23 protein-coding genes, 2 tRNA genes and 1 riboswitch are annotated in these 26,261 nt (G+C 52.4%); of the genes, 15 read left to right on the top strand and 10 right to left on the bottom strand.

Annotation, left to right across the window (positions count from 1 at the left end; translation table 11 throughout):
* Nucleotides 1–8: 8 nt before the first annotated feature.
* The 5 genes from fliP to PHT49_04135 are packed head-to-tail and all read right to left on the bottom strand — an operon-like array spanning nucleotide 9 to nucleotide 3,432.
* Nucleotides 9–800, bottom strand: coding sequence for a flagellar type III secretion system pore protein FliP (gene fliP / locus PHT49_04155; GenBank protein ID MDD5451066.1), 792 nt, complete (start codon nucleotides 798–800; stop codon nucleotides 9–11).
* A 44-nt stretch (nucleotides 801–844) separates the two neighbouring features.
* Nucleotides 845–1,297, bottom strand: a complete 453-nt coding sequence (locus PHT49_04150) for a flagellar biosynthetic protein FliO (GenBank protein ID MDD5451065.1) — start codon at nucleotides 1,295–1,297, stop codon at nucleotides 845–847.
* A 10-nt stretch (nucleotides 1,298–1,307) separates the two neighbouring features.
* Nucleotides 1,308–1,841, bottom strand: coding sequence for a flagellar motor switch protein FliN (gene fliN / locus PHT49_04145; protein MDD5451064.1), 534 nt, complete (start codon nucleotides 1,839–1,841; stop codon nucleotides 1,308–1,310).
* 16 nt (nucleotides 1,842–1,857) lie between these two features.
* The gene (gene fliM / locus PHT49_04140) at nucleotides 1,858–2,835 is read right to left on the bottom strand and encodes a flagellar motor switch protein FliM (protein MDD5451063.1); all 978 of its coding nucleotides are present in this window, start codon (nucleotides 2,833–2,835) and stop codon (nucleotides 1,858–1,860) included.
* A gap of 30 nt (nucleotides 2,836–2,865) precedes the next feature.
* Complete coding sequence (locus PHT49_04135) at nucleotides 2,866–3,432, bottom strand: flagellar basal body-associated FliL family protein (protein MDD5451062.1); 567 nt, start codon at nucleotides 3,430–3,432, stop codon at nucleotides 2,866–2,868.
* Nucleotides 3,433–3,906: 474 nt separating this feature from the next.
* On the opposite strand from PHT49_04135, the gene PHT49_04130 reads away from it, so the two are divergent.
* From PHT49_04130 to PHT49_04090, 9 genes are all read left to right on the top strand, one after another.
* A complete protein-coding gene (locus PHT49_04130; protein ID MDD5451061.1) occupies nucleotides 3,907–4,116 on the top strand; it encodes a hypothetical protein in 210 nt (69 codons plus the stop codon).
* Between the two features lie 619 nt (nucleotides 4,117–4,735).
* Nucleotides 4,736–5,446, top strand: coding sequence for a PTS sugar transporter subunit IIA (locus PHT49_04125; GenBank protein MDD5451060.1), 711 nt, complete (start codon nucleotides 4,736–4,738; stop codon nucleotides 5,444–5,446).
* Nucleotides 5,443–7,428, top strand: a complete 1,986-nt coding sequence (locus tag PHT49_04120; GenBank protein ID MDD5451059.1) for a proton-conducting transporter membrane subunit — start codon at nucleotides 5,443–5,445, stop codon at nucleotides 7,426–7,428. Before PHT49_04125 ends, PHT49_04120 begins: the two co-directional genes overlap by 4 nt.
* Nucleotides 7,425–8,336 (top strand): NADH-quinone oxidoreductase subunit H, encoded by a 912-nt coding sequence (locus PHT49_04115; GenBank protein ID MDD5451058.1) that lies wholly within the window; start codon nucleotides 7,425–7,427, stop codon nucleotides 8,334–8,336. Before PHT49_04120 ends, PHT49_04115 begins: the two co-directional genes overlap by 4 nt.
* A gap of 2 nt (nucleotides 8,337–8,338) precedes the next feature.
* Nucleotides 8,339–9,016, top strand: coding sequence for a hypothetical protein (locus PHT49_04110; GenBank protein MDD5451057.1), 678 nt, complete (start codon nucleotides 8,339–8,341; stop codon nucleotides 9,014–9,016).
* Entirely contained in the window at nucleotides 9,013–10,485 is a 1,473-nt protein-coding gene (locus PHT49_04105; protein MDD5451056.1) for a proton-conducting transporter membrane subunit, read from the top strand. Before PHT49_04110 ends, PHT49_04105 begins: the two co-directional genes overlap by 4 nt.
* Before the next feature lie 2 nt (nucleotides 10,486–10,487).
* Complete coding sequence (locus PHT49_04100; protein MDD5451055.1) at nucleotides 10,488–12,011, top strand: NADH-quinone oxidoreductase subunit C; 1,524 nt, start codon at nucleotides 10,488–10,490, stop codon at nucleotides 12,009–12,011.
* 13 nt (nucleotides 12,012–12,024) lie between these two features.
* Complete coding sequence (nuoB, locus tag PHT49_04095; protein MDD5451054.1) at nucleotides 12,025–12,786, top strand: NADH-quinone oxidoreductase subunit NuoB; 762 nt, start codon at nucleotides 12,025–12,027, stop codon at nucleotides 12,784–12,786.
* Between the two features lie 126 nt (nucleotides 12,787–12,912).
* Nucleotides 12,913–13,001, top strand: a riboswitch (cyclic di-GMP riboswitch).
* Between the two features lie 116 nt (nucleotides 13,002–13,117).
* Nucleotides 13,118–13,465, top strand: a complete 348-nt coding sequence (locus PHT49_04090; GenBank protein ID MDD5451053.1) for a hypothetical protein — start codon at nucleotides 13,118–13,120, stop codon at nucleotides 13,463–13,465.
* 102 nt (nucleotides 13,466–13,567) lie between these two features.
* On the opposite strand, the gene PHT49_04085 is transcribed toward PHT49_04090, so the two are convergent.
* The 5 genes from PHT49_04085 to recG all read right to left on the bottom strand — a co-directional run bounded on the left by PHT49_04085 (nucleotide 13,568) and on the right by recG (nucleotide 20,096).
* Nucleotides 13,568–14,698 (bottom strand): FRG domain-containing protein, encoded by a 1,131-nt coding sequence (locus PHT49_04085; GenBank protein MDD5451052.1) that lies wholly within the window; start codon nucleotides 14,696–14,698, stop codon nucleotides 13,568–13,570.
* Nucleotides 14,699–14,924: 226 nt separating this feature from the next.
* Nucleotides 14,925–15,001, bottom strand: a tRNA-Met gene (locus PHT49_04080).
* A gap of 60 nt (nucleotides 15,002–15,061) precedes the next feature.
* Nucleotides 15,062–16,264 (bottom strand): cofactor-independent phosphoglycerate mutase, encoded by a 1,203-nt coding sequence (locus PHT49_04075; GenBank protein MDD5451051.1) that lies wholly within the window; start codon nucleotides 16,262–16,264, stop codon nucleotides 15,062–15,064.
* Between the two features lie 17 nt (nucleotides 16,265–16,281).
* Complete coding sequence (locus PHT49_04070) at nucleotides 16,282–17,589, bottom strand: homoserine dehydrogenase (GenBank protein ID MDD5451050.1); 1,308 nt, start codon at nucleotides 17,587–17,589, stop codon at nucleotides 16,282–16,284.
* Nucleotides 17,590–17,669: 80 nt separating this feature from the next.
* The gene (recG, locus tag PHT49_04065) at nucleotides 17,670–20,096 is read right to left on the bottom strand and encodes an ATP-dependent DNA helicase RecG (GenBank protein MDD5451049.1); all 2,427 of its coding nucleotides are present in this window, start codon (nucleotides 20,094–20,096) and stop codon (nucleotides 17,670–17,672) included.
* A gap of 383 nt (nucleotides 20,097–20,479) precedes the next feature.
* Between recG and PHT49_04060 the strand changes: the two genes are divergently transcribed.
* The 6 genes from PHT49_04060 (at nucleotide 20,480) to PHT49_04035 (ending at nucleotide 26,177) form a co-directional block, all read left to right on the top strand.
* Complete coding sequence (locus tag PHT49_04060; GenBank protein ID MDD5451048.1) at nucleotides 20,480–21,631, top strand: alanine--glyoxylate aminotransferase family protein; 1,152 nt, start codon at nucleotides 20,480–20,482, stop codon at nucleotides 21,629–21,631.
* A 25-nt stretch (nucleotides 21,632–21,656) separates the two neighbouring features.
* The gene (serA, locus tag PHT49_04055) at nucleotides 21,657–23,237 is read left to right on the top strand and encodes a phosphoglycerate dehydrogenase (GenBank protein MDD5451047.1); all 1,581 of its coding nucleotides are present in this window, start codon (nucleotides 21,657–21,659) and stop codon (nucleotides 23,235–23,237) included.
* A 40-nt stretch (nucleotides 23,238–23,277) separates the two neighbouring features.
* Complete coding sequence (locus PHT49_04050) at nucleotides 23,278–23,664, top strand: DUF1844 domain-containing protein (GenBank protein MDD5451046.1); 387 nt, start codon at nucleotides 23,278–23,280, stop codon at nucleotides 23,662–23,664.
* Nucleotides 23,665–23,694: 30 nt separating this feature from the next.
* On the top strand, nucleotides 23,695–25,149 hold the full coding sequence (locus PHT49_04045) for a DegQ family serine endoprotease (protein MDD5451045.1): 1,455 nt from the start codon (nucleotides 23,695–23,697) through the stop codon (nucleotides 25,147–25,149).
* Between the two features lie 88 nt (nucleotides 25,150–25,237).
* Nucleotides 25,238–26,098, top strand: a complete 861-nt coding sequence (gene ispE / locus PHT49_04040; GenBank protein MDD5451044.1) for a 4-(cytidine 5'-diphospho)-2-C-methyl-D-erythritol kinase — start codon at nucleotides 25,238–25,240, stop codon at nucleotides 26,096–26,098.
* 4 nt (nucleotides 26,099–26,102) lie between these two features.
* A tRNA-Gln gene (locus tag PHT49_04035) sits at nucleotides 26,103–26,177 on the top strand.
* Nucleotides 26,178–26,261 lie beyond the last annotated feature (84 nt).

Below are 26,261 nucleotides of genomic sequence, written 5' to 3'. Positions count from 1 at the left end.
AACCCGCCTCATGCAAAACTTTTGACTAACGAACCCACGATCAGATACCAGCCATCCACCAGGACAAATAAAAGGAGTTTAAACGGCAGCGAGACCATAACCGGCGGCAACATCATCATGCCCATGGAAAGGAGCACGCTGGCTACTACCATATCAATGACCAGAAACGGGATATAAAGGATAAAACCGATCTGAAAGGCCGTTTTTAGTTCGCTGATCATAAAAGCCGGTATCAAAACCGTAGTGGGGACATCTTCCTTATTCTGCGGCCGTTCCATCTTGGCAATATTGACAAATAGGGAGAGGTCCTTTTCGCGGGTGTTCCTGAACATAAAGTTACGAATAGGCACCAGCGCCTGATCCAGGGCCTCGGCCTGGGTTATCTCTTCAGCCAGATAGGGCTTTAGCGCCTGCTCATGCACAGTCTGCCAGACCGGCGCCATGATAAAAAAGGTTAGAAAAATAGATAATCCGATTATTATCTGGTTCGGCGGCGTTTGCTGGGTGCCGACCGCTTGCCGGAGGAATGAAAAAACTACGGCCAGCCGTGTAAAGGACGTCATCATAAGCAGGATAGCCGGCGCCAGCGAAAAAACCGTAAACAAGAGCAGTATCTGGAGCAATACCGATACCTTCTGCGGGCTGTCGGCCTCCTCCAATCCAAATTTGAGCGTAGGAACGGAGACGGCATGGGCGGTATTCTCAATAAGAAGAAGGGCCAGAAGGATGACTATTACTAATGCTATGAGCTGTCCCGAACGCCTCATCATGATGACCCGACCTTCCTTAGACTTTTGCATAGTTAGTGCTCATCCGGAAACGGCAGTTTCCGGATAAACGCTGGTTAGCGAGACCTGAGAAAACGAAAAAGGGGGGGTTTATCGCTCTCATCTTTATCCTCTCCCGGCCCTCCCAAGGAGGGAAGGATCTGTGCCCTGTCCATCCTGGTCAGTAGGTTTACGCTCCCTTCCGACATACCCAGCACTATTATTTCACCGCCCACTTCAATAACCGAAACGTACTTCTTCGGCGCGATACCCTTGGTCGCCAGTATCTTGATAAGATTGCCGCCGCAGGCCTTTTCCTGCAGGACCCTTAACTTTCGCGCGCCGTGCAGGGCCAGGAAAAACAGCCCCAAAACCATGGCCAGGGCAAAGATCATCTTGAATAGGACGCCGACCAGACCGGGCACATCAGCGCCACTTCCGGCGGCTGAGGCAGGGGAGCCTGCCGCCATGGAGGGCAAGGCCAAAACCAAAATCAAAATCATTAAGATTTGCCTGTCTATCCGAAACATAAACATCCCCTTACCCCAGGTTCCTAACCCGCTCTGTCGGGCTGATAATTTCCGTTAATCTGACCCCGAATTTATCGTCAACCACCACTACTTCTCCTTTGCCGAGCAGCCTTCCACTGACATACACCTCTACCGGTTCACCGGCCAGCTTATTTAATTCGATAATGGCGCCCTGGCCCATCTGGAGAAGGTCATTAATGATCATGCGTGTCCGGCCCAACTCCACGCTTACTTCGAGCGGAATATCCAGGAGAAAATCCAGGCTGCGATCACCTCTCTGCCTGGATCTCTTACCGCTAAAATCATCAAAGTGGGGTGACTCAATATTAGTCGCCGGTTCTTCTTTAGATACGGGCGCAGTCTCTTCCGCTCCTGTTTCTACGGCCTGTTTTTTCCCGGCTTCTGCCGCCTTTGCCTCTGCAAATGCCGCATCCCAGTCCATGTCTGCCGGGGCGCTCCCGCTCTCCGCTTCGGCCTTATGAGCTTCATCAAGTGCGGCATCCGGATCTTGAGAAGTTGCCTGTTTAATATCTTCTTCGCCCATTTTTACCTCCGTATTTTCAATCGGCAGAAACGTCTTCTAATAGTTGAAAGGCCTTGTTGCCCTTACATATCCCGGCATAGGCATTGAATTTTGGAACCCCTTCCACGTCAACTAATAGGGGTTCGCCCAGGTCTTTATTCAGGCGGATTATATCCCCCACGGTAAGCCTCGCCACATCGTTGGCACTCATAGTGGTTTTCCCCAGTTCAACCCGTAATCCCACCTGGATTTTTCGTATCGAATCGCGCACCTGTTGAAACCAATAGGGATCAATCTCCTGCTGCTCTTTTTGAAAAGAAGCCATAAGCTTGGTCTTAATGGGTTCTATGTTAGCAAAAGGTATGCATATAGAGATCTGCCCGGAGAGCTCATCCATCTCAACCGTATGGCGGGAAATAAGCAAAGGATCGTTAGGATGGACTATGCGCGCAAACTGGGGATTTATTTCACTGCGCACATATTGAATCTTCACCGGGTGGACCGGATGCCAGACCTTTTCCAGATCAGCATAGGCCAGATGAACTACGCGGCTTATTAATTTCTGCTCAATAGGCGTAAACTCCCGGCCTTCAACCTTGGTGCGGCCCTTTCCCGAACCACCGAGGAAACACTCCACCAAATGAAATACCAGCCGGGAATCAATAACGAACAGGGCATTGCCGCGCAAGGGCTCCATCTTGAAAATATGAAGACTGGTGGGCACAGGTAGATTTTTGGCGAAATCGCTGAACTTAAGCACCTCCAGGGGCTGGACAGACATATCGACTATACGTCTGAGCATAGTGGTCAGGGTAACACGAAAATTGCGGGCAAATTGATCATTCAGCGCGTCAAACGTCGGCATTTTGGTCTTGATGACCCGGTTTTGACTTACAAAATCGTATAACTCATGCCCGGACGGGGCAGATACTTCTTCGGATTCCGTCTCAATTTCCCCGCCCGACATCCCCTTTAAAAGGGCATCAACCTCTTCCTGGCTCAAAACTTTACTCATTTGTTTAGCAACCTTTTCTTCGAGAAATGTTTACTGAATAACAAATTCGCTGAAATAGACCCCTTTAACCTTATTCTTTCCCAGATAATGGTTGGCGCGTATTATGATCTCATCGCGTAACCTGATCTTTCCTTCCAGGGTCATTACCTCTTCATACGTTTTGCTTGTAAGAAGCATAATGATAGTATCCCGCAATTGCGGGATATGTTTCTCGGCTTCAGCCTTAACCTTTTCATCTTCGCCTTCAAGCTCCAGGTCTATCTTCATCTTTAGATATCTCGTCCCCTCGCCGTCTATAAGAAGATTGACGATAAAGGGATCCAAGGGCAGAAATATTCCCACCTTCTCCGCCCCTTCTGTCTTCTTTTCTTTAGCAACAGCGGCCTTTTTCTCCTGGTGTATAAATTTAGGCCCGATATACATGGTATAGGCAAGGTATCCGCCGGCAGAAAGGGCTAAGACAATTACGACGATAATAATCAGGGAAAACAGTTTTCCTTTCTTTGGTTTCTCTTCCCCGGCCTCCTCTACTTCCTCGGCCTCTTTTTTCTCCTTCTCCGCCATACTCATGTCTCCCCGGATAAAAAATTTACCCATAAGTGAGCAAAGAATATGCCAGGCATACTATTACAGCCTAACTTGCTGTTTTTAAAAGTAATTAAGCTCACTAAGCAAGGATGGGCTTCTAAGATATTGGGACGTCAAAGTTCTGTTAACCGTCAAGTCTTTGACAGACCACACATAAAATCGCCATTAAATCAATCTATTAGAGCCTCTTGCAAAATTCTTATGATCGGATTGCCGTCATTCCGGCGAAAGCCGGAATCCAGTAATTTCAAGCAGATTGAGATACCTCTGGACACCGGTGCCTGCCCCGCCCCCCGACCCGGGGTTCACCGGTGTGACGACTTTTGCAAAAACCTCATTAGCATTGGCTTTATCCAAAGAAATGTAAAAAAATATTTATCGTGGTCTTTCTTTCAGCCGAAACGATAAATAAGGGACAGTAAAAACAACAGGCATATCTGAAGGAATGGCATCTACAATCACAAGGAGGTGATTATGGTGTTCATGGACAAGAAAGAAAGGAGCTGCCCGTATTTTGTAGCAAAGGTCGTAGTTTGTACCCTGCTTCAATACGGCTGTGGCACCTTTGACTGCGGGCATACGCAGGCGTCGGACAAGCCTTTTCACTTAGTGGAGATCGAAGACGGCCAGTTCATTGCTATATGCGATGACTGTAATAAAGGTGAAAAGGCAAAAGAAACTATGTGCCACTAATCCGGCAGAAGATTAATTCCGGCAGTAACCCCGGACATACGCGCATAATTTTATCCAATTTGCGAAAGCGGACAATTTTCCGCAAAACCCTCCTCTCGACAATCCCCTGCTGACCCGGCGCTCTTGCTGCGGATAAATACCCCACATAATCGCCCCGGTTGAGTTTTCTCCTGAACCGGCCAGACCGCTGCCAATGCGCGGTGATAATCTCCACGGTCACATCCCAATAGTAGAATTCTGGAGTTTCCTGAGTTTTAGGGGACCTCTATGTTTCTGAGCGAAACTTGCTGGAGCAGCGGGGTACCCATCGAGGGCGAGCAGGAAGGGGAAAACCAGCCCTTTAGTGGCTGGAAGGGGTAAGCGTTCCCCACCTGCGAGCCTCGAAAGGGTCGCTGTGCAAGCCGTGAAGCGAAGAGACTAGGGGTTCACTTAATAAATGCAAAACCAATTATCATTAAGATTAACGTATTATTATAAAAAGCCCCTTTAAAAACTCAGGAAACTTCAGTAGTAGAATTTGGTTGACATTTTTGCCCATATGTCTTTAATAGGGAACCTTTGTCCTTAGCTGTATAAACATGTCCAGACTGAGAGAAAAATAGCGGGAGTTCAATGTACTATGAACCTGATGGTTCGTGATGCAGCCCGGTTGTTGAAAGTCTCGGAAAAGACGATTTATCGCTGGATAACTCAGGGGAAACTGCCTGCATACTGTGTTAACGAGCAATATCGTTTTAACAGAGTCGAGCTGCTTGAGTGGGCTACGGCCCGCCACATAAATGTCTCGCCTGAAATCTTCTCCGAGCCCGCGAGCGAATTACCTATGCCGAGCCTTGGAGCAGCCCTTCAGGCCGGGGGCATTCATTACCGTATTAGCGGAAAAAACCGGGAAGATGTACTCCTGGCTCTGGTTGAGCATATGCGCCTGCCGGAAGGCGTAGACCGGGATTTTCTATTCCGGGTCTTGTTGGCCCGGGAGGAGTTGGGATCGACCGGCATCGGGGACGGCATTGCCATCCCCCACTTGCGTAATCCCGTGATAATTCATGTAACTCATCCCATAGTCATGCTTTGTTTCCTGGAAACACCGGTTGACTTTGGCGCTCTGGATGGCAAACCCGTCCATACCGTTTTCACTGTCGCCAGCCCAACGGTCCGGGTACACCTGCACGTACTCTCTCGTCTTTCCTTTATCCTTCGAAACGATCAATTCCGGGAGTTGCTGGCTGCCCAAGGTTCGCGCGAGGAAATATTTGCCTTTATCGCACAAATCGAGGGCGGCTTCGCAAAAAACACAACTGCTGAAAAGGCTCCAAACCAAACATCATGAATGTGCTTTTGATGGCAATAGCCACCATGTTTCTCGGTGGACTGGCGGCGCTCGGTGCACGCCGGCCCCGTATGGCAACCAGACTGGGTTCCGGCGGCGTAATACTTGGAAGTTTGATCGGGCTGGTGCCTGCGATCCGTGTGCTTGCGTCCGGATCTGCTGAAGCCGTCAGTTATGCATGGAGTGTCCCTTACGGGTCCTTTGCTGTGGGCATGGATCCGCTTTCGGCATTTTTTCTCCTTCCGGTTCTGGGAATTTCGGCGCTGGCTGCCCTGTACGGCACCGAGTACCTGACCCCTTATTACGGCAAGTACTCGGTCCGCGGGCACTGGTTTTTCTACAGCCTGCTCGTGGCCAGCATGAGCATGGTGCTCGTGGCGCGCAACGCGGTGCTCTTTCTCGTGGCCTGGGAGCTCATGTCCGTCGCCTCCTTTTTCCTCGTGACTTTTGAGCATCACAAAGAGAGCGTTCGAGACGCAGGGTGGACATACCTCGTAGCCACGCACGTGGGGGCTGCATTTTTGCTGGCGTTCTTTGTCCTGCTTGGGAACGAGGTGGGATCATTCGACTTCGACCGCATCTGTGCCTTTGGGGTACCAACATCGGCCGGAGTGCTCTTTCTCCTTTCCGTGGTCGGGTTCGGGGCCAAAGCCGGTTTTCTGCCTTTGCACGTATGGCTGCCGGAAGCCCATCCGGCAGCGCCGAGTCACGTCTCGGCCCTTATGTCCGGAGTTATGATCAAGACCGGGATCTACGGGATCCTTCGGGCCCTGACCTTTCTGGGACCTCCCTCACCCTGGTGGGGATATTTGCTGGTGGCCATAGGGCTGACTTCAGGAATTATGGGGGTACTCTTTGCCCTGGCGCAGCACGACTTAAAGCGCCTTCTGGCCTATCACAGCGTGGAGAACATCGGAATCATCGCCCTTGGATTAGGCGTGGGGGTCATCGGGGTGGGGATAGGATCGCCCGCCCTGATCGTCCTGGGGTTTTGCGGCGGTCTGCTCCACGTGCTGAACCACGCCATATTCAAGAGTCTTCTTTTCCTCGGAGCCGGCTCGGTTTTTCACGCTGCGGGGACCAGGGAGATTGATCTTCTGGGTGGACTTATGAAAAGGATGCCCTGGACCGGTGTGACCTTTCTCATCGGCGCGGCGGCGATCTGCGGGCTGCCGCCCCTGAACGGATTTGTAAGTGAATTTCTGATCTACCTGGGCGCCTTCCGGGGTGGAGCGGTGAATGATGCAGCCGTGGTCGGCACTCTGTCTGCCGTCATTGCCGGCCTGGCCCTGATCGGAGGACTGGCTGCGGCCTGCTTTGCCAAAGCCTTCGGCATTATCTTCCTCGGCGAGCCGCGGAGCGACCTGTCCCGGACCCACGAGGTGGGGTGGGCCATGCGCCTTCCGATGGGCGTGCTGGCCGCCGGTTGCGTTCTGATCGGGCTTCTGGCGCCCTTGGCCCTCAGGCTCATGTCGCCCGTGGTGGCACAGCTTGCGCCGCTGGCACGAAACGTGGTGCGGGCGGAACTCATGACAGCTGCCCAGCCGCTCGCCGTGGTGGCGCGGGGGGCTTGCGGCCTGCTGGCCATGATTGGTGCGTTTGCACTGCTGCGGCTCCGGCTCCTGGCAAGGCGTACCATAGGGGAAGGAGTTACCTGGGATTGCGGGTATGCCCAGCCCTCGCCGCGCATGCAGTACACCGCGTCCTCGTTTGCTCAACCCCTGACGGATTTCTTCCGCATTTTTCTCTGGACAGAACGCCGCATCTCGCGGCCTTCCGGTCTTTTCCCGCGGAGTGCGGCCCTACATACGTCTACTCCGGATACTTACCGCGAGAAGCTGTACGCTCCCGTGTTTCGCGGCGTCGTATGGGGCCTTTCGAGACTGCGCTGGTTGCAGCACGGCCGCGTGCAATTGTACATGCTCTATATCGCCGTGGCCCTCATGGCGTTGATCGTATGGAAACTGGGGGGAATGCCATGAACACTGCCGGATATGTCTCCTGGTTCCTGGCCCTTTTGCTGTCCCCCTTGCTCCTCGGCATCATAAACCGGACCAAGGCGTTCTTTGCCGGACGCCGGGGGGCGCCCCTCGTGCAGGCCTATTTTGATTGCTGGAAGCTCCTGCAGAAAGGTGCAGTCTACAGTCGCACCACCACCTGGGTCTTTGTCTGCGGCCCCGTGGCCGGACTGGCGGCGGTATCGGCGGCAGCGGGTTTGGTGCCTCTGGGCGGCATAGGCGCGCCCGTGTCCTTTGCGGGGGACCTGATCTTGTTCGCGTATCTCCTAGGCTTGATGCGTTTTCTCACGGTCGTTGCGGCCCTGGACACCGGTTCCAGCTTCGAGGGCATGGGTGCCAGCCGCGAGGTGTTCTTTTCCGCTCTGGCGGAACCGGCCCTCTTGCTGGGATTGGCAGTGCTGGCGCGGGAAACGAAGAGCCTTTCCCTCTCGGGCATGATTTTCGCCCTGACGGGCGAGGTCTGGACGCGGTCCGGCATCATCCTGCTGCTTCTGGCTGTGGCCCTGTTTATTGTCCTCCTGGCGGAAAACGCCCGTATCCCGGTGGATGACCCGAACACGCACCTGGAACTGACCATGATCCACGAGGTCATGGTCTTAGACCACAGCGGTCCGGATTTCGCTTTTATTCTCTACGGAGCGGCCCTCAAGCTCTGGGTGCTGAGCGCTCTCCTGGTGGGGGTGGTGGTGCCGGTCCGGACGGGCAATCCCTGGCTTGACGGGGCGGCCGTCCTTGTCGGGATTATGGCCGTCGCCGTGCTGGTAGGGATTGTGGAATCGTGTATGGCGCGCCTGCGCCTGGTCCGCGTGCCGCAGCTCCTGGTGGGGGCGGGCGCATTCTCCACCCTGGCTCTGATGCTGGCTCTGAGGTAAGGATGAATACCTGGTTTGACACCATTACTCTGCTTCTGATCCTGAGCAACCTGGCGCTGCTTGGATCGAGCCAGCTCGGTTTTTGTATCAAGGTTGTGGCGGTCCAGGGAATAGCCCTGGGCCTTCTGCCCATTCTGTTTGGCTCTGCGGAGTGGAGCGTTCATGCCATAGTGCTCGCCACAAGCGCTCTGGCCCTTAAAGGTGTGGTCTTCCCGTGGCTGCTCTTTAAGGCATTGAGGGCTGCGGACGTCCGGCGCGAGACCGAGCCCTTTGTGGGGTATGTATTGTCCATCATTTTCGGGGTCGTGGCCCTCGCCGTCGTCCTCTGCATGAGATCGCGTCTGGCGCTGCCTGTTTCAGCGGACTTGCGGCTCATGGTGGCCATCGCCTTTTTCACCATCCTTGTGGGATTCTTCCTTATCGTGACCCGCAAGAAAGCGCTCACCCAGGTCCTGGGTTATCTCGTGCTGGAGAACGGTGTCTATGCCTTCGGAACCACGATCTCGTCCGAACAGCCGTGGCTGGTGGAAATGGGTGTCCTGCTCGACGTCTTCGTAGCCGTCTTCATTATGGGAATCATGATCTTCCACATAAGCCGCGAGTTCGACCACATCGATACCCACAGGCTCGCTCGTCTCAGCGACTGGAACCAGGGCGAAACTGAGGAATCCAACCCATGACGCTTGCTCTCGTCCTTATTCCCGCCGCCGCAGCCCTTGCCTGCTTTGTCATCCGCTACGATGCCTTGCGGCGCGCCTTGCTTGTTGCCACGGCTCTGGCGCATCTGGCGATGACCGCGGCCTCATGGATGAAAAGACCGGCTCCAGCCCTGGGCGGGTGGCTGGCCGTAGATGCGGGCGGCCTCGTCTTCTTGAGCATTACCAGTGTGCTTTTTCTGGCCTCCGCTCTCTACGCGCTGGGGTACCTGAAGCGTGAACCCCACGGCGAGCGGAAAGACTTTGAAGAGGGCGTGCTCTTTACCAATGCCCCGGAGGCGGTATTCACCGGGTGCCTCCTCTTCTTTCTGGCCACCATGACGCTCGTGACCATAAGCCAGCATTTCGGGCTCCTCTGGGTGGCGGTCGAGGCTACGACCCTGGCCAGCGCCCCCCTGATATATTTCCACCGGCACGACCGCTCTCTCGAGGCCACCTGGAAGTACCTATTGCTCTGCTCGGTCGGGATCGCTCTGGCCCTGCTTGGCAATTTTTTCCTTACCGTAGCCGCATCGGCTCCCGGTAGCGGTCCCATACCGCTCGTTGTGGCCGATCTCATGGCGCAGGCCGGCAAGCTGAACGTGCCCTGGTTGAAAGCCGCGTTCGTACTGCTTCTGATCGGGTATGGGACCAAGATGGGACTTGCCCCCATGCATACCTGGCTGCCCGACGCACACAGTGAATCCCCATCGCTTGTTTCGGCGCTTCTCTCCGGAGCACTCCTCAACTGCGCATTCCTGGGCATCCTGCGCATCCAGCAGGTGTGCAGCGCAGCCGGTATCGAGGCCTTTGGCCGGGAGGCGTTTATTGCCTTCGGCCTCGTGTCCATGGCCGTTGCCGCCGTGTTCATCATTGCCCAGACGGATTTTAAACGAATGCTGGCCTACTCCAGTGTAGAACATATGGGCATCCTCTCCCTGGGAGTGGGCTTGGGCGGGGACGGAATCTTCGGCGCCGTCTTTCACGCCGTCAATCACTCCCTGACTAAAGGGATGCTCTTTCTCGTAGCCGGAAATCTGCTGACAGTGTACGCAACAAAATCTACCGCACGGGTCCGGGGCATCCTGCAACTCGTACCGGCATCAGGCGTACTGTGGGTCGCCGGATTTCTGTCCATTACGGGCGCGCCTCCCTTCGGTACTTTTGTAAGTGAATTCATTATCCTCAAAGCAGCATTCGACAAGGGATACACCGCTGTGGCCGTAACCTATCTATTGCTCCTTTCTACCATCTTTGCCGGAATGGCTGCTATTGTGATCCGTATGGCCCAGGGTAAGGCCCCTGAAGATCAGGGACCATCCCGCGCGGAACCGCTGCTGGCGCTTGTGCCTGCGGCAGCGCTCGGGGCGTTTGTCCTGATGCTGGGTCTGTATTTGCCGCCTTTTTTGGGCCGCACCCTGCATGAGGCGGCCATAATGCTTGGAGGATCTTAAAGATGGAATCAAAGCGCTTTCTTCGCGCCTATAATAGCTGCCCGGTGGGTCTCCGCGATATACCGCTCGTTTCCACCGCTGAATTTAGAGAAACCGTGGTTCGCAGTGTGGCCGACGGCGCACGCCTTGCTGCCCTTTTTGGGAGGCCGCATGGGCCGAACACGCTTCGCCTTCTGGCCGTACTGGCCCGGAGCCGCGAAGGAGCGCTCTTTATTGTCGAGACCGAAGTCTCCGATTGCTATCCGTCGCTTACCGTTGACTGTCCGCAGGCCCACTGGTTCGAACGGGAGATGGCCGAACAATGGGGAGTGCGGCCTTTGGGACACCCCTGGCTGAAGCCCATACGGTTCCACTATTCCTACCGCCCGGGTTACGACGCCTGGGCGCGTTCCGCCACTGAGGCCATTCAGCCCTCGGTGACCGACTTTTTCCAGGTTGCCGGCGAAGAGGTCCATGACGTTGCGGTAGGTCCGGTACACGCCGGGATAATTGAACCCGGTCATTTCCGTTTTCAATGCCACGGAGAAAACGTTTATCATCTGGAAATATCACTTGGATATCAGCACCGCGGAGTCGAACGGGCCATGCTCGGCGGACCGACCTCGCGCAGCGCTCACTATATGGAAACCTTGGCCGGTGATACGTCCGTAGGCCATATGACCGCATATTGCCAGGCCATAGAGGCTTTGCAGGGCTGTATAGTGCCGGCTCGGGCTTACGCCTTGCGCGCCGTGGCGCTCGAGATTGAGAGACTCGCCAATCATACCGGAGATCTTGGCGCGCTGGCCGGCGACGTGGGATATTTGCCTACGGCAGCTCATTGCGGCCGTCTGCGCGGCGACTTTCTAAACCTGACTGCGCTCCTTTGCGGGAATCGTTTCGGACGAGGGCTGGTGCGGCCGGGCGGTGTGGTTTTTGATTTGGACGCCGATCAGGCCAAACTCTTGCTGGAGAAAATAGGGCGGATTTACAATAATGTGACCACGGCCGTAGATCTCCTCTGGAAGACGCCGTCCGTCGTGGGACGATTTGAGAAGACGGGAAGGGTGCTGCGCCAGACCTGTGAAGACCTGGGACTGGTGGGGCCGGCTGCACGCGCCTGCGGCCTGGAACGGGATGTCCGCTACGAGTTCCCGTCAGGAATCTATGCCCTAAGCCATATTCCGATTGCGCTAGGGGAAACTGGCGATGTCTTTGCGCGCGCATACGTAAGGTGGCTGGAAATCCAGCGTTCCGTGGCCTTCATTCAGAAACAGATGGAGATGCTCCCGGGCGGACCCATACGGGCTGCGACCGGGGAACTGCCGCCTGAGCGGCTCGTGGTTTCCCTGACAGAGGGCTGGCGCGGGGAAATCTGCCACGTGGCGGTGACGGACGTCGAGGGGCGCTTCGCCCATTACAAGGTGGTGGACCCGTCCTTTCACAACTGGATGGGACTGGCCATGGCCTTGCGCGACCAGCAGATCTCGGATTTTCCGCTCTGCAACAAGAGCTTCAATTTGTCGTATTGCGGACACGACCTGTGAATCGGGAGATGGAATGCTCAAGGAGCTAGTTGCGCGATGTAAGCTGGGATACGGCACGATTCCCTTCCCCGCGAAAGAACCGATATTGCCGGACCGTTACCGGGGATGCCCGGTAGTGGATACAGCGCGGTGCCCCGGACAGTGCCGGGTCTGCGCGGAAGTCTGCCCCACGAGCGCGGTAAAGGTATCAGCAGATGGTCTGCATCTCGATCTCGGGCGATGTCTCTTTTGCGGGGAATGTGAAACTGCATGTCCCGTGAATGCGATCCGTTTTTCCCGGGAATACCGCATGGCTGCCAGACGGCGGCAAGACATGGTTCTACCGGGTACAGGTACGGGGACTGCCCGGTCCCTTGATGCCCGAATGAAACGTCTGCTTGGCCGGGCGCTGCGGCTGAGGCAGGTAAGCGCCGGCGGATGCAATGCCTGCGAGGCGGACACGAATGTGCTCACTACCGTTGTCTTCGACCTTGGTCGTTTCGGTATTCAGTTTGTCGCCTCACCACGCCATGCAGATGGAATCCTCGTGACCGGCCCGGTGACGGAGAATATGAAGCCGGCTTTAATAAAAACCTATGAAGCGGTTCCTGCACCGAAAATTGTCATTGCCGTGGGCGCCTGCGCCATTGCGGGCGGACCCTATGCCGGACACAAAGAAGTGCATGACGGTGTGGAAGGTATCCTTCCTGTCGATCTGTACATTCCCGGTTGCCCGCCGCATCCCATTGTGATCCTGGATGGCCTGTTACGCCTTCTGGGGCGTATCGGAAAGTAGAAGCTCAAAGCCGTAAGAATATTCAAGGCGTCCCGTTATTTCCCACACAGCACGAAAAGCTCTTGACCTTGTAGTTGCCGTTATCCTGATAATTTTTCAAGTTTTTTTGTCAGTATGCCGATATATATTATCGAAGGGCAAATCTTCCGAAAGGTTGGGACGCAAAGCTTCCGGCCTAAATCCGCTTGAGCGGACAGGGCAGCGGGGTTGCCAAGTGAATGTTTATAACTGAAAAGCCCGCTTCCCACCTTTGGAAGCGGGCTTTTCGTTTTCAATGCCCGGACACTTAGTTACAACCTGGCAGCGCATTATTCATGAATGGTGAAATGACATGAAAATCAATGAGACCACCGTTCACATTCGGCAACAGCAACCCGGGCAATTCAGGAGGCCCGAAGATGGCAAGGAGCCATATGCTCACGTAACTGGCCAAAAACTGGCGAGCACTCCAGACCAGACGGAATCCTCTATTTATATAAACAACGAGAAACTTACTATTATGGAGCAGGGGATCGGTTCTGATTTCCCTAAGATATTTGATTCTGATGCCGGGTTGAAATTTAATACTCAGAAAATTAGCACGACTGGTAAAGAGGAAAAAGTTTACGAACAATATGACCAAAATGGAAAAACCCAGGTTACTGCCCAAAAACAAAGTTTCTTTGACAAGATGGCATGATACACTTTAAAGGTCCATACCTAAACAAGGGCTTGGGAATCTTTCCCAAGCCCTTGTTTATTAGGATTTAGGGGGCATCCTATATTGCCCCTTATTTCCTTCTTAATCGTAAGGCAATACACTGTAGTCATTTACAAAAGTTTTAAATTCAGAGCTTTCATTTGCATTATTAGCTAATTCCTCGGCTCTTCTCAGATCATCTTTCCAATCTTGTTCTATTTTCCAGATTATAATCGCTCTACATGCGTAATATTTCCAAAATTCACCAAATTTCTTTATCGATTCATCAATAACATTTAAAGCCTTATTTTGTTCGCCATTCCAACTTAAAGCAAGGGCACATTTGCATCTTGCATCTATCCATTCAAGCTTTTTAGTAGTGTATGCCATTTTATAATATTCTGCTGCCCATTCGGGGCTGCCATCCCCCCATTGTTCTTCGCCTTTATCATAGAATTCTTCTGCACTGTAATGTTGAATTATTTTATCGTAGCGGTTCGATTGCGCAAAACCATATATATCAGGGAAAAGTGTCTGTTCTGAAATATCATATTTTTCTTTCAAATCTTTCAAAATACCTTTCTTGCTTTCGGCAGAAATGATTAATATCTTTAATTCATCAATAAGCTTCTTTGTGTCATATTTCCAATATAATCCCCAGCCAAAGACAAAAACCGACTGCTGTTTTTTGCTTCTTTTACAAAGATCATTAGGGGGCGACCAGTACCATATGTAACGACTGGTATCATTTAAAGCAGATTCTATGTTTATAAGAGATGGGTCATTGACAGGTCGCAATGGTGAAGAATTTGATCTGATTTGGCTAGAATAATTGATGCAAAAAACGTTACCATCAGATTCGGCATCTTTATCTTTACATGGTTGGCAAGCAAAGTATAACGCCACTAATGGATCATTTGAGAAATCAAGCAGTGGTGTTGCGGCTCCATAATGCTGAAGAATAGCGAGGATATTTAAATCACATATATCATCTGAAAAATACTTATTAGATCTCGCTTTTTTTAATATCTCAATTAGATGATCAACCGAAAGTCTGAATAATAAACCGCTTTCTCCAATTCCATTATATGTATTTTTAATTTTCCTTATAATTCCAGGTTCAAGAGACCATGATGAACAGTACTGGCCTCTATAGGTGAAAAAACCACTGCTTAGAAGATTGTTCGATTTTGTAATATATTCATCTATGTTATGGACTTTTGTATCATTCATAGCATCTATTTAAAAAATTTGAACGACATCACATTTATAACTTATATCGGCTCTACTTTTTCGTCGATTTTTCATATGTCCGCGATGATACTATAATTTAGCAAACAAGACAAGAAAAGGCGAAGAGGCTGAAAGGGTAATCTGCGGAATGGTTGAAAAATTTTAGGCACTATCTGGACACAAAAAAAGGGCTATCCGCTTCCGGCGAATAGCCCTTTGATTTTTTTGGTAGCGGGGACAGGATTTGAACCTGTGACCTTCGGGTTATGAGCCCGACGAGCTACCGGACTGCTCCACCCCGCGTCAGACGTTTTGTAAAGTACACCATAAAACCGTATCTGTCAAGACAGGCAAGCCCTCAATTCATATTCTAATGAATTTTTCCATAAGCTTAAAGCCGTCCCTGATAAATAAGCCCGTTTCCTTAGCGGAAACCTCGTTAAACCCGGCTTCTCTCGACCGGCCCCGCCTGTTCGAAGAAAAGATGGCAAAGGGCACAGGCTCGCCCACGTGTGTCTTTATCGAAATAGGGGTGTAATGGTCGGTCACCAGTAAGACGCGGTGCTCGCCAAATTCAGCCAGACCATCTACCACAACCCGCACTACCTTTTGGTCAAAATTCTCTATGGCCTTTATCTTTTCTTCAAGATTCCCGCCATGGGAGGCCTCATCCGGGGCCTCCACGTGAACCACCACCAGATCCTTTTCTTTAAGAGCGGCCAGGGCGTACTCTGCCTTCCCCTGATAATTGGTGTCGAGATAACCGGTAGCGCCCGGAACGGCAATAGGCTCAAGTCCGGCATAGACGCCGATGCCCTTCAAGAGATCAACGGCCGAGATTATAGCGCCCTTGATGCCAAAACGTTCGGAAAATTTCGGCATAGAGGGCATCCGCCCCTGTCCCCACAACCACACCGCATTTGCCGGTTTTTTCCCCTCTTGCACACGCCTCTCGTTCACCGGATGGTCCCTTAAAATAATCAATACCTGGGCGATCCAGTTAATCAGAACCGGATCGTGTTGATAGACTCCCCAATGAGCGGTAACATCTTTACCGGTATGATCATGGGGCGGGACTGTGGCCAGCTTTTCCTTGCCTTCCGCCCAGACCAGGAGATGCCTGTAACTTACTCCGGGATAGAGCGTAAGCCCGTTGACCTTTACCTCTCGCCCGATATCGGCAACCATAACTCTGGCCTCTTCGGTAGAGATATGACCGGCGCTATAGTCAACCATAACTACCCGGCCATCGGCCATAAAGTCCAGGGTGACTAAATTGCACCGGAAGGCCACGCCATCAGGGGACAATGTTATCCCCATACTTCCGGCCTCAAGCGGGCCGCGACCGGTATAGCAGGAGGCAGGATCATATCCCAGTATGGAGAGATTGGCCACGTCGCTACCCGGCTCAAAACCCGGAGGCACGGTCTTTACCAACCCCAGTTCACCCTCCCGGGCCAGGAAATCCATGGCCGGAGTAGAAGCGGCCTGAAGCGGGGTCTTCCCGCCTAATTCCTCCAGAGGATAATCCCCCATGCCGTCCCCGATCAAGACTACATACTTCATATAAAGAAATTCCTAAGTTACAAGGTATTCTCAATTCTAATAAACATGGTCCTGGCGGTTACCACATCCAGGCGGTCGATTTTGGCCAATGCCTTGCGTACGTTGCTCTCCCGGGCCTCATGCGTCATCATGACTATGGGAACAGAGCCGCGGACATCGCGGCCTTTTTGGATGACTGATTCTATACTGATACCGTTGCGTCCCAGGACCCCGGCAATTTTGGATAAAACACCCGGGCTGTCCACAACAGAAAAGCGCATATAGCACCGGCAAACCAGATCATCCATAGGCTTGATCGGAAGCGACCGCATCTGATTAATCGCACATGAAAGGGCCGGGACACGCTGGGTCGTGCCCTTCAGCACATTACGGCCCAGATCAATAATGTCGCCGACCACCGCGCTGCCGGTAGGCATCATGCCTGCCCCCAACCCGTACAGAAGCACCTGTCCTACCGCATCTCCTTGTATATAAAAGGCATTATAGACGCCGTTTACATTGGCCAGGAGATGCTCGCCTGGAATCATGGTGGGGTGGACCCGGACTTCAACCGACTGACCGTCGCAGCGGGATATGGCGAGAAGTTTAACACGATAACCGAGTTCCCTGGCAAAGGCAATATCCACGGGTTCAATGCTTGCTATACCCTCTGTATAAATATCTTCCAGCCGCACGAAACTGCCGTAGGCTAATGTACTTATAACGGCCAGTTTGTGGGCCGCGTCGATCCCCTCCACATCGTAGGCGGGATCCGCCTCGGCATAGCCTTTGGCCTGGGCCTCTTTCAATACATCCCCGAAAGAACTCCCTTCATCCGTCATCTTGGTCAGGATATAATTCGACGTACCGTTCATAATGCCCAATATGGACTGGATATGGTCTGCCACCATACCTTCCCGCACAGCCCGGATGACCGGAATACCTCCTCCTACGCTGGCCTCAAAACCAATATCCACGCCCTTACGCCCGGCCGCCGTAAATATCTCCTTCCCATGAGCAGCAAGCAGGGCCTTGTTGGCGGTAACCACATGTTTACCCCGTTCGATAGCCTTGAGGATAAAACTACGCGCCGGCTCGTACCCGCCGATAAGCTCCACCACTATGGAGATTTCGTCATCGCCAAAGACGTCCTCAATATTGGTAGAGAGCAGCTTTTTCGCTACCTTAAGCTTAATCCTGTCCGGATACTTATCCACAATCCGCTTGAGGACAACAGGCGCCCCCACCCGTTTGGCCAATAAGTCTCCTTTCTCAAGGAGAATTCTGGCCACACCGCTGCCTACTGTTCCTAAACCAATAAGTCCTACGTAAATGGGTTTTGCCATGATAACCTTCCTGCCGTGCCTTAATGAAGACTTAAACTCTTACCTTATTGCGCCAATCGTTGTCAAAAGAAATAATGCACTTACCCTACCTCGGCCAGCGCCAGACCCTTGGCCCAGCGATCCTCCACAATCTCCCTAAGCGCCCTATGCGTGGGCAGGCTAAGTTCCGGGTCCTCTTCTATCAGGCGAAAAGCCTCTTCACGGGCCGCCGTCAGGATAGCGATATCCCTCACAATATTGGCCGTCCTCAGCTCAGGCAGCCCGGACTGACGCGTCCCCAGGAACTCTCCGGGGCCTCTGATCTTCAGGTCCTCTTCAGCGATGCGAAAACCGTCCGTGGTCTCTTCCATCACCTTGAGACGCTGACCGGCATCGGAGTCGCGGCCCGGGCGGGCGATAAGAAAACATATTGATTCCCTTTCTCCCCGCCCTACCCGGCCTCGCAGTTGATGAAGCTGTGAGAGGCCAAAGCGTTCGGCATGCTCAATCACCATAACCGTGGCATTGGGCACATCCACGCCGACCTCCACCACAGTGGTGGAGACCAGCACCTGCACTTCTCCCCGCTTAAACCGGCTCATAACCGCCTCTTTGTCCGCCCCTTTGAGACGACCATGGAGAAGGCCCACTACATAATCCGAAAAGACCTCTTTTTGCAGATGTTCAGCCATCTCCTTGGCATTGAGCAGGTCCAGGGTCTCTGACTCTTCAACCAGGGGATAGATAATATATGCCTGTCCGCCCCTGGCCAGTTCACGCCGCACCATTTCATAAACCCGCGGACGGGCCCCCTCTGCATACACCTTTGTCTGTACGGGCTTCCGCCCCATGGGAAGTTCGTCTATTATAGAGACATCCAGGTCGCCGTAAAGGGTCATGGAAAGCGTGCGCGGTATGGGAGTGGCGGTCATGACCAGGATATCCGGCCGTAAAGGCCGACCGCAGGCCGGGCTTGGCCCTTTTTCCTTCAAGGCCGCCCGCTGCAAGACACCAAAGCGATGCTGCTCATCGACAATTACCAGCCCCAGCCGGCCAAACTCAAGACCCTCCTGGATCAGGGCGTGCGTCCCTATGACCAGACCGGGATTACCCCGGGCCACCTCATGATATATCTCCTTCTTGGCGGGCCCGGGCGTACTACCGGTAAGAAGACAAACAGGCACAGACAGACCTTCCGCCATCTTTCTGAAATTATCGTAATGCTGTTCGGCCAGGATTTCCGTGGGGGCCATAATGGCCGTTTGAAAACCGTTGCCAATGGCCGTCATGGCCGCAGCAAAGGCCAGCACGGTCTTGCCGCTGCCCACATCTCCCTGCACCAGTCTGTGCATGGGGTAGGGCCTGCCCATATCTTTTTCGATCCCGGCCATGACGCGCTTCTGGGCCCGGGTCAAAGGGAAAGGCAGTCTGGACATGAAATCCTGAAAAAGCCTGGGCTGACCCTTGAAGGCAATTCCCTTTTGCCTGGCCGTGCGCCTGCGGCGGAGGGCCAGGCCCAGTTCCAGGAAAAAAAACTCGTCAAAGATCAGGCTGTGGTGATAAGTATTCTTACCTTCTATGAGGGCCTTCAGGCCGGTATCATCACCCGGGAAATGGAGGACAGAAAGGGCCCGGGGGAGCGAGACGAGCTTTCTTCGCCGCAATATATCCGCGGGTATAAAACTTTCCGTGGCATAAGCATACGCAGTAACAGCGCCATCTAGGATGCGGCGCATCTGCTTCTGCGATATCCCCTCTGTCTCTGAATAAACGGGTATAATCCGGCCGAAACTGGTATCTTTACCTTCCTCGCTATCCAGGATTTCTATGTCCGGATGGATAAATTCCCTTTGCTGACGGAAGGAGTGCGCCTCGCCGGAAAGGATCACCTTCAGTCCTCTTTTATATACCCGCTCCATATATACACGGGAGAAGTTAAACCACTTGGCGGAAATCTGGCCGGTCCGGTCCCGAACGATCATCTCAAATACCGCCTTGCGGCTGACCCGGTAGCGAACAGTACCGGATAAGACAATCTCACCTACTACTACCGCCCTTTGTCCCGTCTTAAGGTCGGCGATCTGTGTAACCACTCTTCTGTCATCATAGGCACGCGGTATAAACAAAAGGATATCTTCCAGGGTCTTGATGCCCTTCCGGGCCAACCTGCCGGACCGGCTTTTACCCACTCCCTTCAGGAACTGGACATCCTGTGCCAATATCTTTCTGTCTTGCCGGTATCTGCTTAAGAGGACCTCTGCGGCCAAGCCGGATAAGTCCCTCAGGGCCTTTGCTACCCTTTCCCGCCTATCCGGCAAGGCCTTTCCTTCATAGTCCTGGAATAGCCCCTTTATATCCAGCAACCTGACCTTCGCTTCTTCAGGTATGTCCTGAGATAAAAGCTGATCGACCGCCCCGGTTATCGTGGCGCCTAATTCCTTTACCGCCCCCAAGTTGGCAAAATCTTCCTTCGCAACGAAAAAGAGCGGATTAAGAAGGCAATCAAAATAAAAGGCGAGATGGGGCATATTATCTCCCATGCTTTGACGGCATAGTAAAAAGCTTTTTCACCGCTGAGTACGCAGAGCCCAGAGAGAAAACCTTAAACTATTTAATATGTTATCTCAGCGTTCTTGGCGGCCTCTGCGGTAAACTTGACTTCTTACGAAATCATCATGCCTTGACGGATAAAAAATCTCCTCATGCGGTCTTTATAAGGCCGGTTTACTCTTGACAACGTCCGGGAATAGTAGCATATATTCACGTTTTGTAAAAGATATTACAGTCTGGATATAGGACTCCTCAAAGTCAACGCGCGTGAAGTTATATTGACCTTAAGGCATTAAGGCAAAACATAATTGAAAGTTTAAATAAAAACCAAACAATCAATCAATAAAGGAACTATAGACTGATGCAAAAAAAATATCTATTCGCCCCCGGGCCGGTGTCCATAGCCCCGAGCACCTTGCTCGCCATGGCCCAACCCATTATTCATCACCGGGCGCCGCAGTTTGCCGCTATACTGCGTGAGGTCGAAGAAGGGCTCAAGTATCTCTTCCAGACAAAAAACGACGTCCTTATCTTTGCCTCTTCCGGCACCGGGGCCATGGAAGGGACCGTAACCAACACGTTATCCAAAGGCGACAAGGCCCTGGTCGTCCGGGGCGGTAAATTCGGAGAGCGCTGGACGGAAATCTGTGAGGCCTACGGCGTTACGGCTATAAATATAGACGTAACGTGGGGTGAGGCGGTAGATCCTGCCCTTATCCGTTCCGCCCTGGAAGCGGATAGAAGCATCAAGGCCGTATTCATTCAGGCCCATGAGACATCCACCGGTGTAAAGCACCCCATAAAGGAAGTAGGCGAGGTCGTCAGGGCCTATCCTGACACCATACTGGTCGTAGATGCCATCTCCGCCCTGGGCGTCTTTGACATCGCGGTCGATGACTGGGGTTTGGACATCGTTGTGGCCGGTTCCCAGAAGGCATTTTGCTTACCTCCGGGTCTGGCCTTCGCCAGCGTCAGCCCCAAGGCCTGGCAACGGGTCGAAAAATCGAATCTGCCTAAATATTATTTCAATTTCCTTAAGGAAAGGAAATCCCTCAAAAAAGACCAGACTGCTTATACCCCGGCGGTTTCCCTGATCGCAGGTCTAAGAGAAGTACTGATTAGCATAAAAGAAGAGGGTCTGGAAAAATTATTCGCCCATCATCGCCTGCTGGCCGAAGCGGCGCGTAAGGCCATAATCGCCATGGGGCTGGAACTTTATACGGCAGTTCCCTCGGAGGCCGTCACGGTAGTTCGGGCGCCGCAAGGCGTGGACGGGCAACAGGTCGTCAAATTGCTGCGTGAGAAGTACGGTATAACCATTGCCGGAGGCCAGAGTGAGGCCAAAGGCAAGATTTTCCGCATCTCTCACATGGGATATACCGACAGGTTCGAACTCATACTCGTACTATCGGCTGTGGAGATAGTCTTAAAAGAACTTGGTTACCCTATGGAATTGGGCAGCGGGGTCAGGGCCGCAGAAGAATATCTCTTCCAGCACCGGGATATAGCTTAACCAATTAAACCGCAAGGAGCCGATAATGAAAGTACTGGTCAGCGATAATCTATCTCCTAAAGGCATCGAGATACTGAAACAGTCCGGCCTTAAGGTGGTCTTCAAGACCGGACTCAAGCCGGAAGAACTCAAGAAAGAGATAAAAGACTGTGATGGTCTGGTCATCCGGAGCGCCACTAAAGTGACCCCGGACATTATCGGGGCCGCCGGGAAACTCAAGGTCATTGGCCGGGCGGGCATCGGACTGGACAATGTGGATATACCGGCGGCCAGCAAAAAGGGCATTATTGTAATGAATACGCCGGGCGGTAACGTGGTTACCACTGCCGAGCACACCATAGCCATGCTTCTGACCCTCTCCCGGAACATTCCCCAGGCTACTGCTTCCATGAAGGCCGGCAAATGGGAAAAGAAAAAATTTACCGGACGGGAAGTGTTCAATAAGACCTTGGGCATCATCGGTATCGGACGGATCGGCAGTATCGTCGCCGACCGCGCCCGCGGCCTGAAAATGCACGTCATAGCCTATGATCCATACATCAGGCCGGAAACTGCCGAGAAGTTGGGGGTAGGGCTGGTGTCTCTGGACGACCTTTATACCCGTTCCGACTATATCTCCATCCATGTCCCCCTGACTAAGGATACGAAAGAATTGATCAATAGAGAATCATTCGCCAAAATGAAAGATGGGGTCATGTTGATTAACTGTTCGCGCGGGGGTATCGTGGACGAAGGGTCCCTTTATGAAGCCATACAGAGCGGCAAGGTAGCCGGTGCGGCCCTGGATGTCTTTGCCCAGGAACCACCTCCGGAGTCCTACCCTTTATTTACTATGGATAAATTTATATGCACGCCGCACCTTGGCGCCGCTACCGAAGAGGCCCAGGAAAATGTGGCCGTAGCCATAGCCAACCAACTGGTTGATTTTCTCAAAAACGGTAATATCTCCAATGCGGTCAATTTTCCTTCTGTAAGTTCCGATGTACTGGCCAGCATTCAGCCTTACCTGACCCTGGTCGAGAAGATGGGCAGTTTCCAGATGCAGATAGCCAAGGGCGGCATCCAGGAAGTGACTATCGAATATGTCGGCGACGTCGCCAATATGGATACCCGGCCGATAACTATAGCAATGTTGAAGGGCCTGTTCGCTCCTATCTTGAAGCACGACGTCAATTTCGTTAATGCGCCTATTATTGCCAAGGAACGGGGCGTAAAGGTCACAGAGTTAAAGAGCACCACAACCGAAGACTTTACCAATCTTATCACCCTGCGCGTCAAAACACCGCAGGAAGAAAACGCCCTCTCCGGAACGATCTTCGGCAAAAAAGAGCTGCGCCTGGTCAGGATAAACACCTTCCGCCTGGAAGCGGTATTGGAAGGACACATGCTCTTTATTTATAACACAGACGAGCCGGGGGTCATTGGGGCTATCGGTACGACCATGGGCGAGGCCGGTTTAAATATCGCCCGTATGCATGTTGGCCAGGAGACAGGACCGGGCAGAAATGTCATCCTGTTAAATACAAACGCCCCGGTGTCGGCTAAGGTGCTCAAGGAAATGCTTAAGATACCACAGGTGGTGTCGGCACAACCGCTTGAATTCTAAACAGTTTCGTGGCAATATAACTACTCAGGGATAACCGGCCATGAACGAGGACAAAGAAAAAGGATATGTGGTAAGAGACAGGCGTAGTTTCTCCCAGGAAAAGTCCGGCCAGGAAACTACCGCCGCTTCAAAAGAACGGCCGGCAGAAGAGGAGATACCGAAGGAATCCAAACGGCCCACTGTCTTGCCGCCGGTTGATTTTTCCACCTTTATCTTCTCTCTTAATACCTCTGCCCTGGTTCACCTGGGTGAAATAGCCGATCCGGGCACCGGGAAAAGGGAGAGAGACCTAGTTTTTGCCAAGCATACTATAGATACCATTGCCATGCTGCAAGAAAAGACCAAAGGCAGCCTGACCAAAGACGAAGAAGCCCTGATCCAGCACATCCTGTATGACCTCCGCATGCGTTATGTCCGCGAGGCCTGAGGTTTGATAAAGAATCCAAGAGGCATCCCTATGGATAACAGGAAAAAACGCCAGTTAACCTTAATTGCCGTGGCATTAGCGTCCATGGTCTTTGGTCTGGTTCTGGCCTCCCGTTTTGATCTCATGGGAAGGCCGGCGGCCTCCAATACAGTGAATCCCCAGGCGCTGCCGGCATCCTTTGCGAGTTTAGTGAAGGCGGTAAGCCCGGCGGTCGTTAATATAAGCGCCGTCCGCACCATCAAGGGCGGAGGACGGGTATTCCGCCATTTTATGGGGCCATCTGATAAAAATGACCCCTTCCGGGATTTCTTCGAGAAATTCTTCGGCGATCAATCCCCTGAACGTGACCTGAAACAGCGGAGTTTGGGATCGGGCATCATTATCGATAAGGATGGGTATATCATAACCAACAACCATGTGATTGAGCATGCGGACCAGATAAAGGTGCGGCTGGCGGATGAGAGAGAATTTTCGGCAGAGATCATCGGCCGGGATCCCAAGACAGACCTGGCTCTGATTAAAATCGATTCCTTCCGCGACCTCCCATCGGTAACCCTGGGTGATTCAGATGCCCTTTCCATCGGGGATTGGGTAATAACCATCGGCAATCCCTTTGGCTTAAACCATACTGTGACCGCCGGCATTGTCAGCGCCAAGGGAAGGGTTATCGGGGCCGGGCCATATGATGACTTCATCCAGACAGATGCCTCTATTAACCCCGGAAATAGCGGGGGTCCGCTCTTGGATGTCAAAGGGGAAGTAGTCGGTATCAATACCGCTATAGTAGCCACCGGCCAGGGTATTGGCTTCGCCATCCCGATCAATATAGCCAAAGAAATTATTGTCCAGCTAAAGGAAAAACGAAGGGTAGTCCGGGGATGGCTGGGTGTGGCTATCCAGAAAATGACCCCTGAATTGGCCCGTTCTTTCGGCATCAGAGAAGGCAGGGGCGCCCTGGTGGGCGACGTCTTTGCCGGAAGCCCGGCCGATAAGGCAAATATTAAACGCGGTGACGTGATAATTGAATTTGACGGGAAGAAAATAGACGAAATGTCAGACTTGCCGCGCCTCGTGGCAAACACTCCGGTCGGGAAGACAGTCCTTATAAAAATTATTCGCGACGGGCAGGAACAGACTTTAACCGCGAAGATTTCCGAAATGAAAGAGGAGAAACCGCCTGTTGCCAAGACTGAGGTGGAGAGAAAAATCGGTCTAAGCGTCCAGGAAATCACACCCGAGATAGCCGAGGAATTAGGACTTGAAGACGAAACCGGCGTTATCGTCACAGGCATCGCGCCGGGCAGCCCGGCGGAAGATGCTGATTTCAATCAGGGAGACATTATCAAAGAAATCAATCGCAAGAGTATAAAAAATCTGAGAGATTACCGGATGGCCATGGAGAAAGCGGCTAAAGAGGATGCCGTCTTATTCCTTGTACAGCGCGAAGGGCAAACCTTGTATCTGAGTATTACTCCGGGTGAATAATAACGGTATCCGTTCACCGTTATCGATTTCCCGTTATTAGTCCGCTGGTCTCCGTGAAAAACGCGAAAACCGTCTTTTTCGGTGAACGGTGAACGGTGAACGGACAACGGTGAACGACTATATTACCCTTTATGCGCCTGCCAAGATAAACCTTTTCTTAAGAGTGACCGGGAAAAGGCCTGACGGGTACCACTCGCTCTTTACCCTTTTTCAAAAGGTAACTTTATTTGACTACATAATTATCAGAAAAGTGGAAAGGGGAATAAATCTGTCCTGTCCTCAGGGCACGGTGCCTGAAGATGAGACGAATATTGCTTATCAGGCCGCTTCTCTTTTTTATAAAGTTACCGGCTTATTACCGGGTGTTGACATCGAAATCCGGAAAAATATCCCTGTAGCAGCCGGCCTGGGCGGTGGAAGCAGCGACGCGGCCTCTGTACTGAATGGATTGCAGGAGGTGTACGGAAATCCCTGCGCCCGGGCTAATCTCAGCTCCATAGGCAGCAAGTTGGGGGCAGACGTACCGTTTTTTCTTGAACCCTGTACCATAGCTATCGGGCGTGGAATCGGAGATCAACTGGAGCCTATTTACTCATCTCCTCCGCTATGGTTTGTGCTTATAAGTCCTTGTTTTCCTGTTAGTACTAAATGGGCTTATAAAAATTTAAAGTTGACAATCGGAGAAAATCTTTTTATCTTCTCGCCCGAAGACATTATCAATATAGAACAATTTCTACATAACGACTTAGAAGAGGTTACTGCCTCAGAGTATCCGGTTATTCATACTATGAAGAAATCTCTGCTTTCCTATGGGGCTGAGGGGACATTGATGACAGGAAGCGGCCCCACAGTATTCGGGCTTTTTAAGGAGGAAGAAAAAGCCCGGCTAGCCTATGAAAGGCTAAGGTCCAATTCAGACTGGACAGTTTACCTCGTAAGATCATTATAACAGTTGGGGTGTCGTCAAGCGGTAAGACACGGGTCTTTGGAACCCGCATTCGGAGGTTCGAATCCTCCCACCCCAGCCAATTAAAGTTAACCGTTAACCGTTCACCGTTAACCGCAAGAGTAAATTTTCTCCGGTAAACGGTCAACGGTGAACGGACAACGTA

The sequence above is a fragment of the Desulfovibrionales bacterium genome (assembly GCA_028715605.1).
GTDB lineage: Bacteria > Desulfobacterota > QYQD01 > QYQD01 > QYQD01 > QYQD01.
This window is presented reverse-complemented; position numbering and strand designations above follow the sequence as displayed.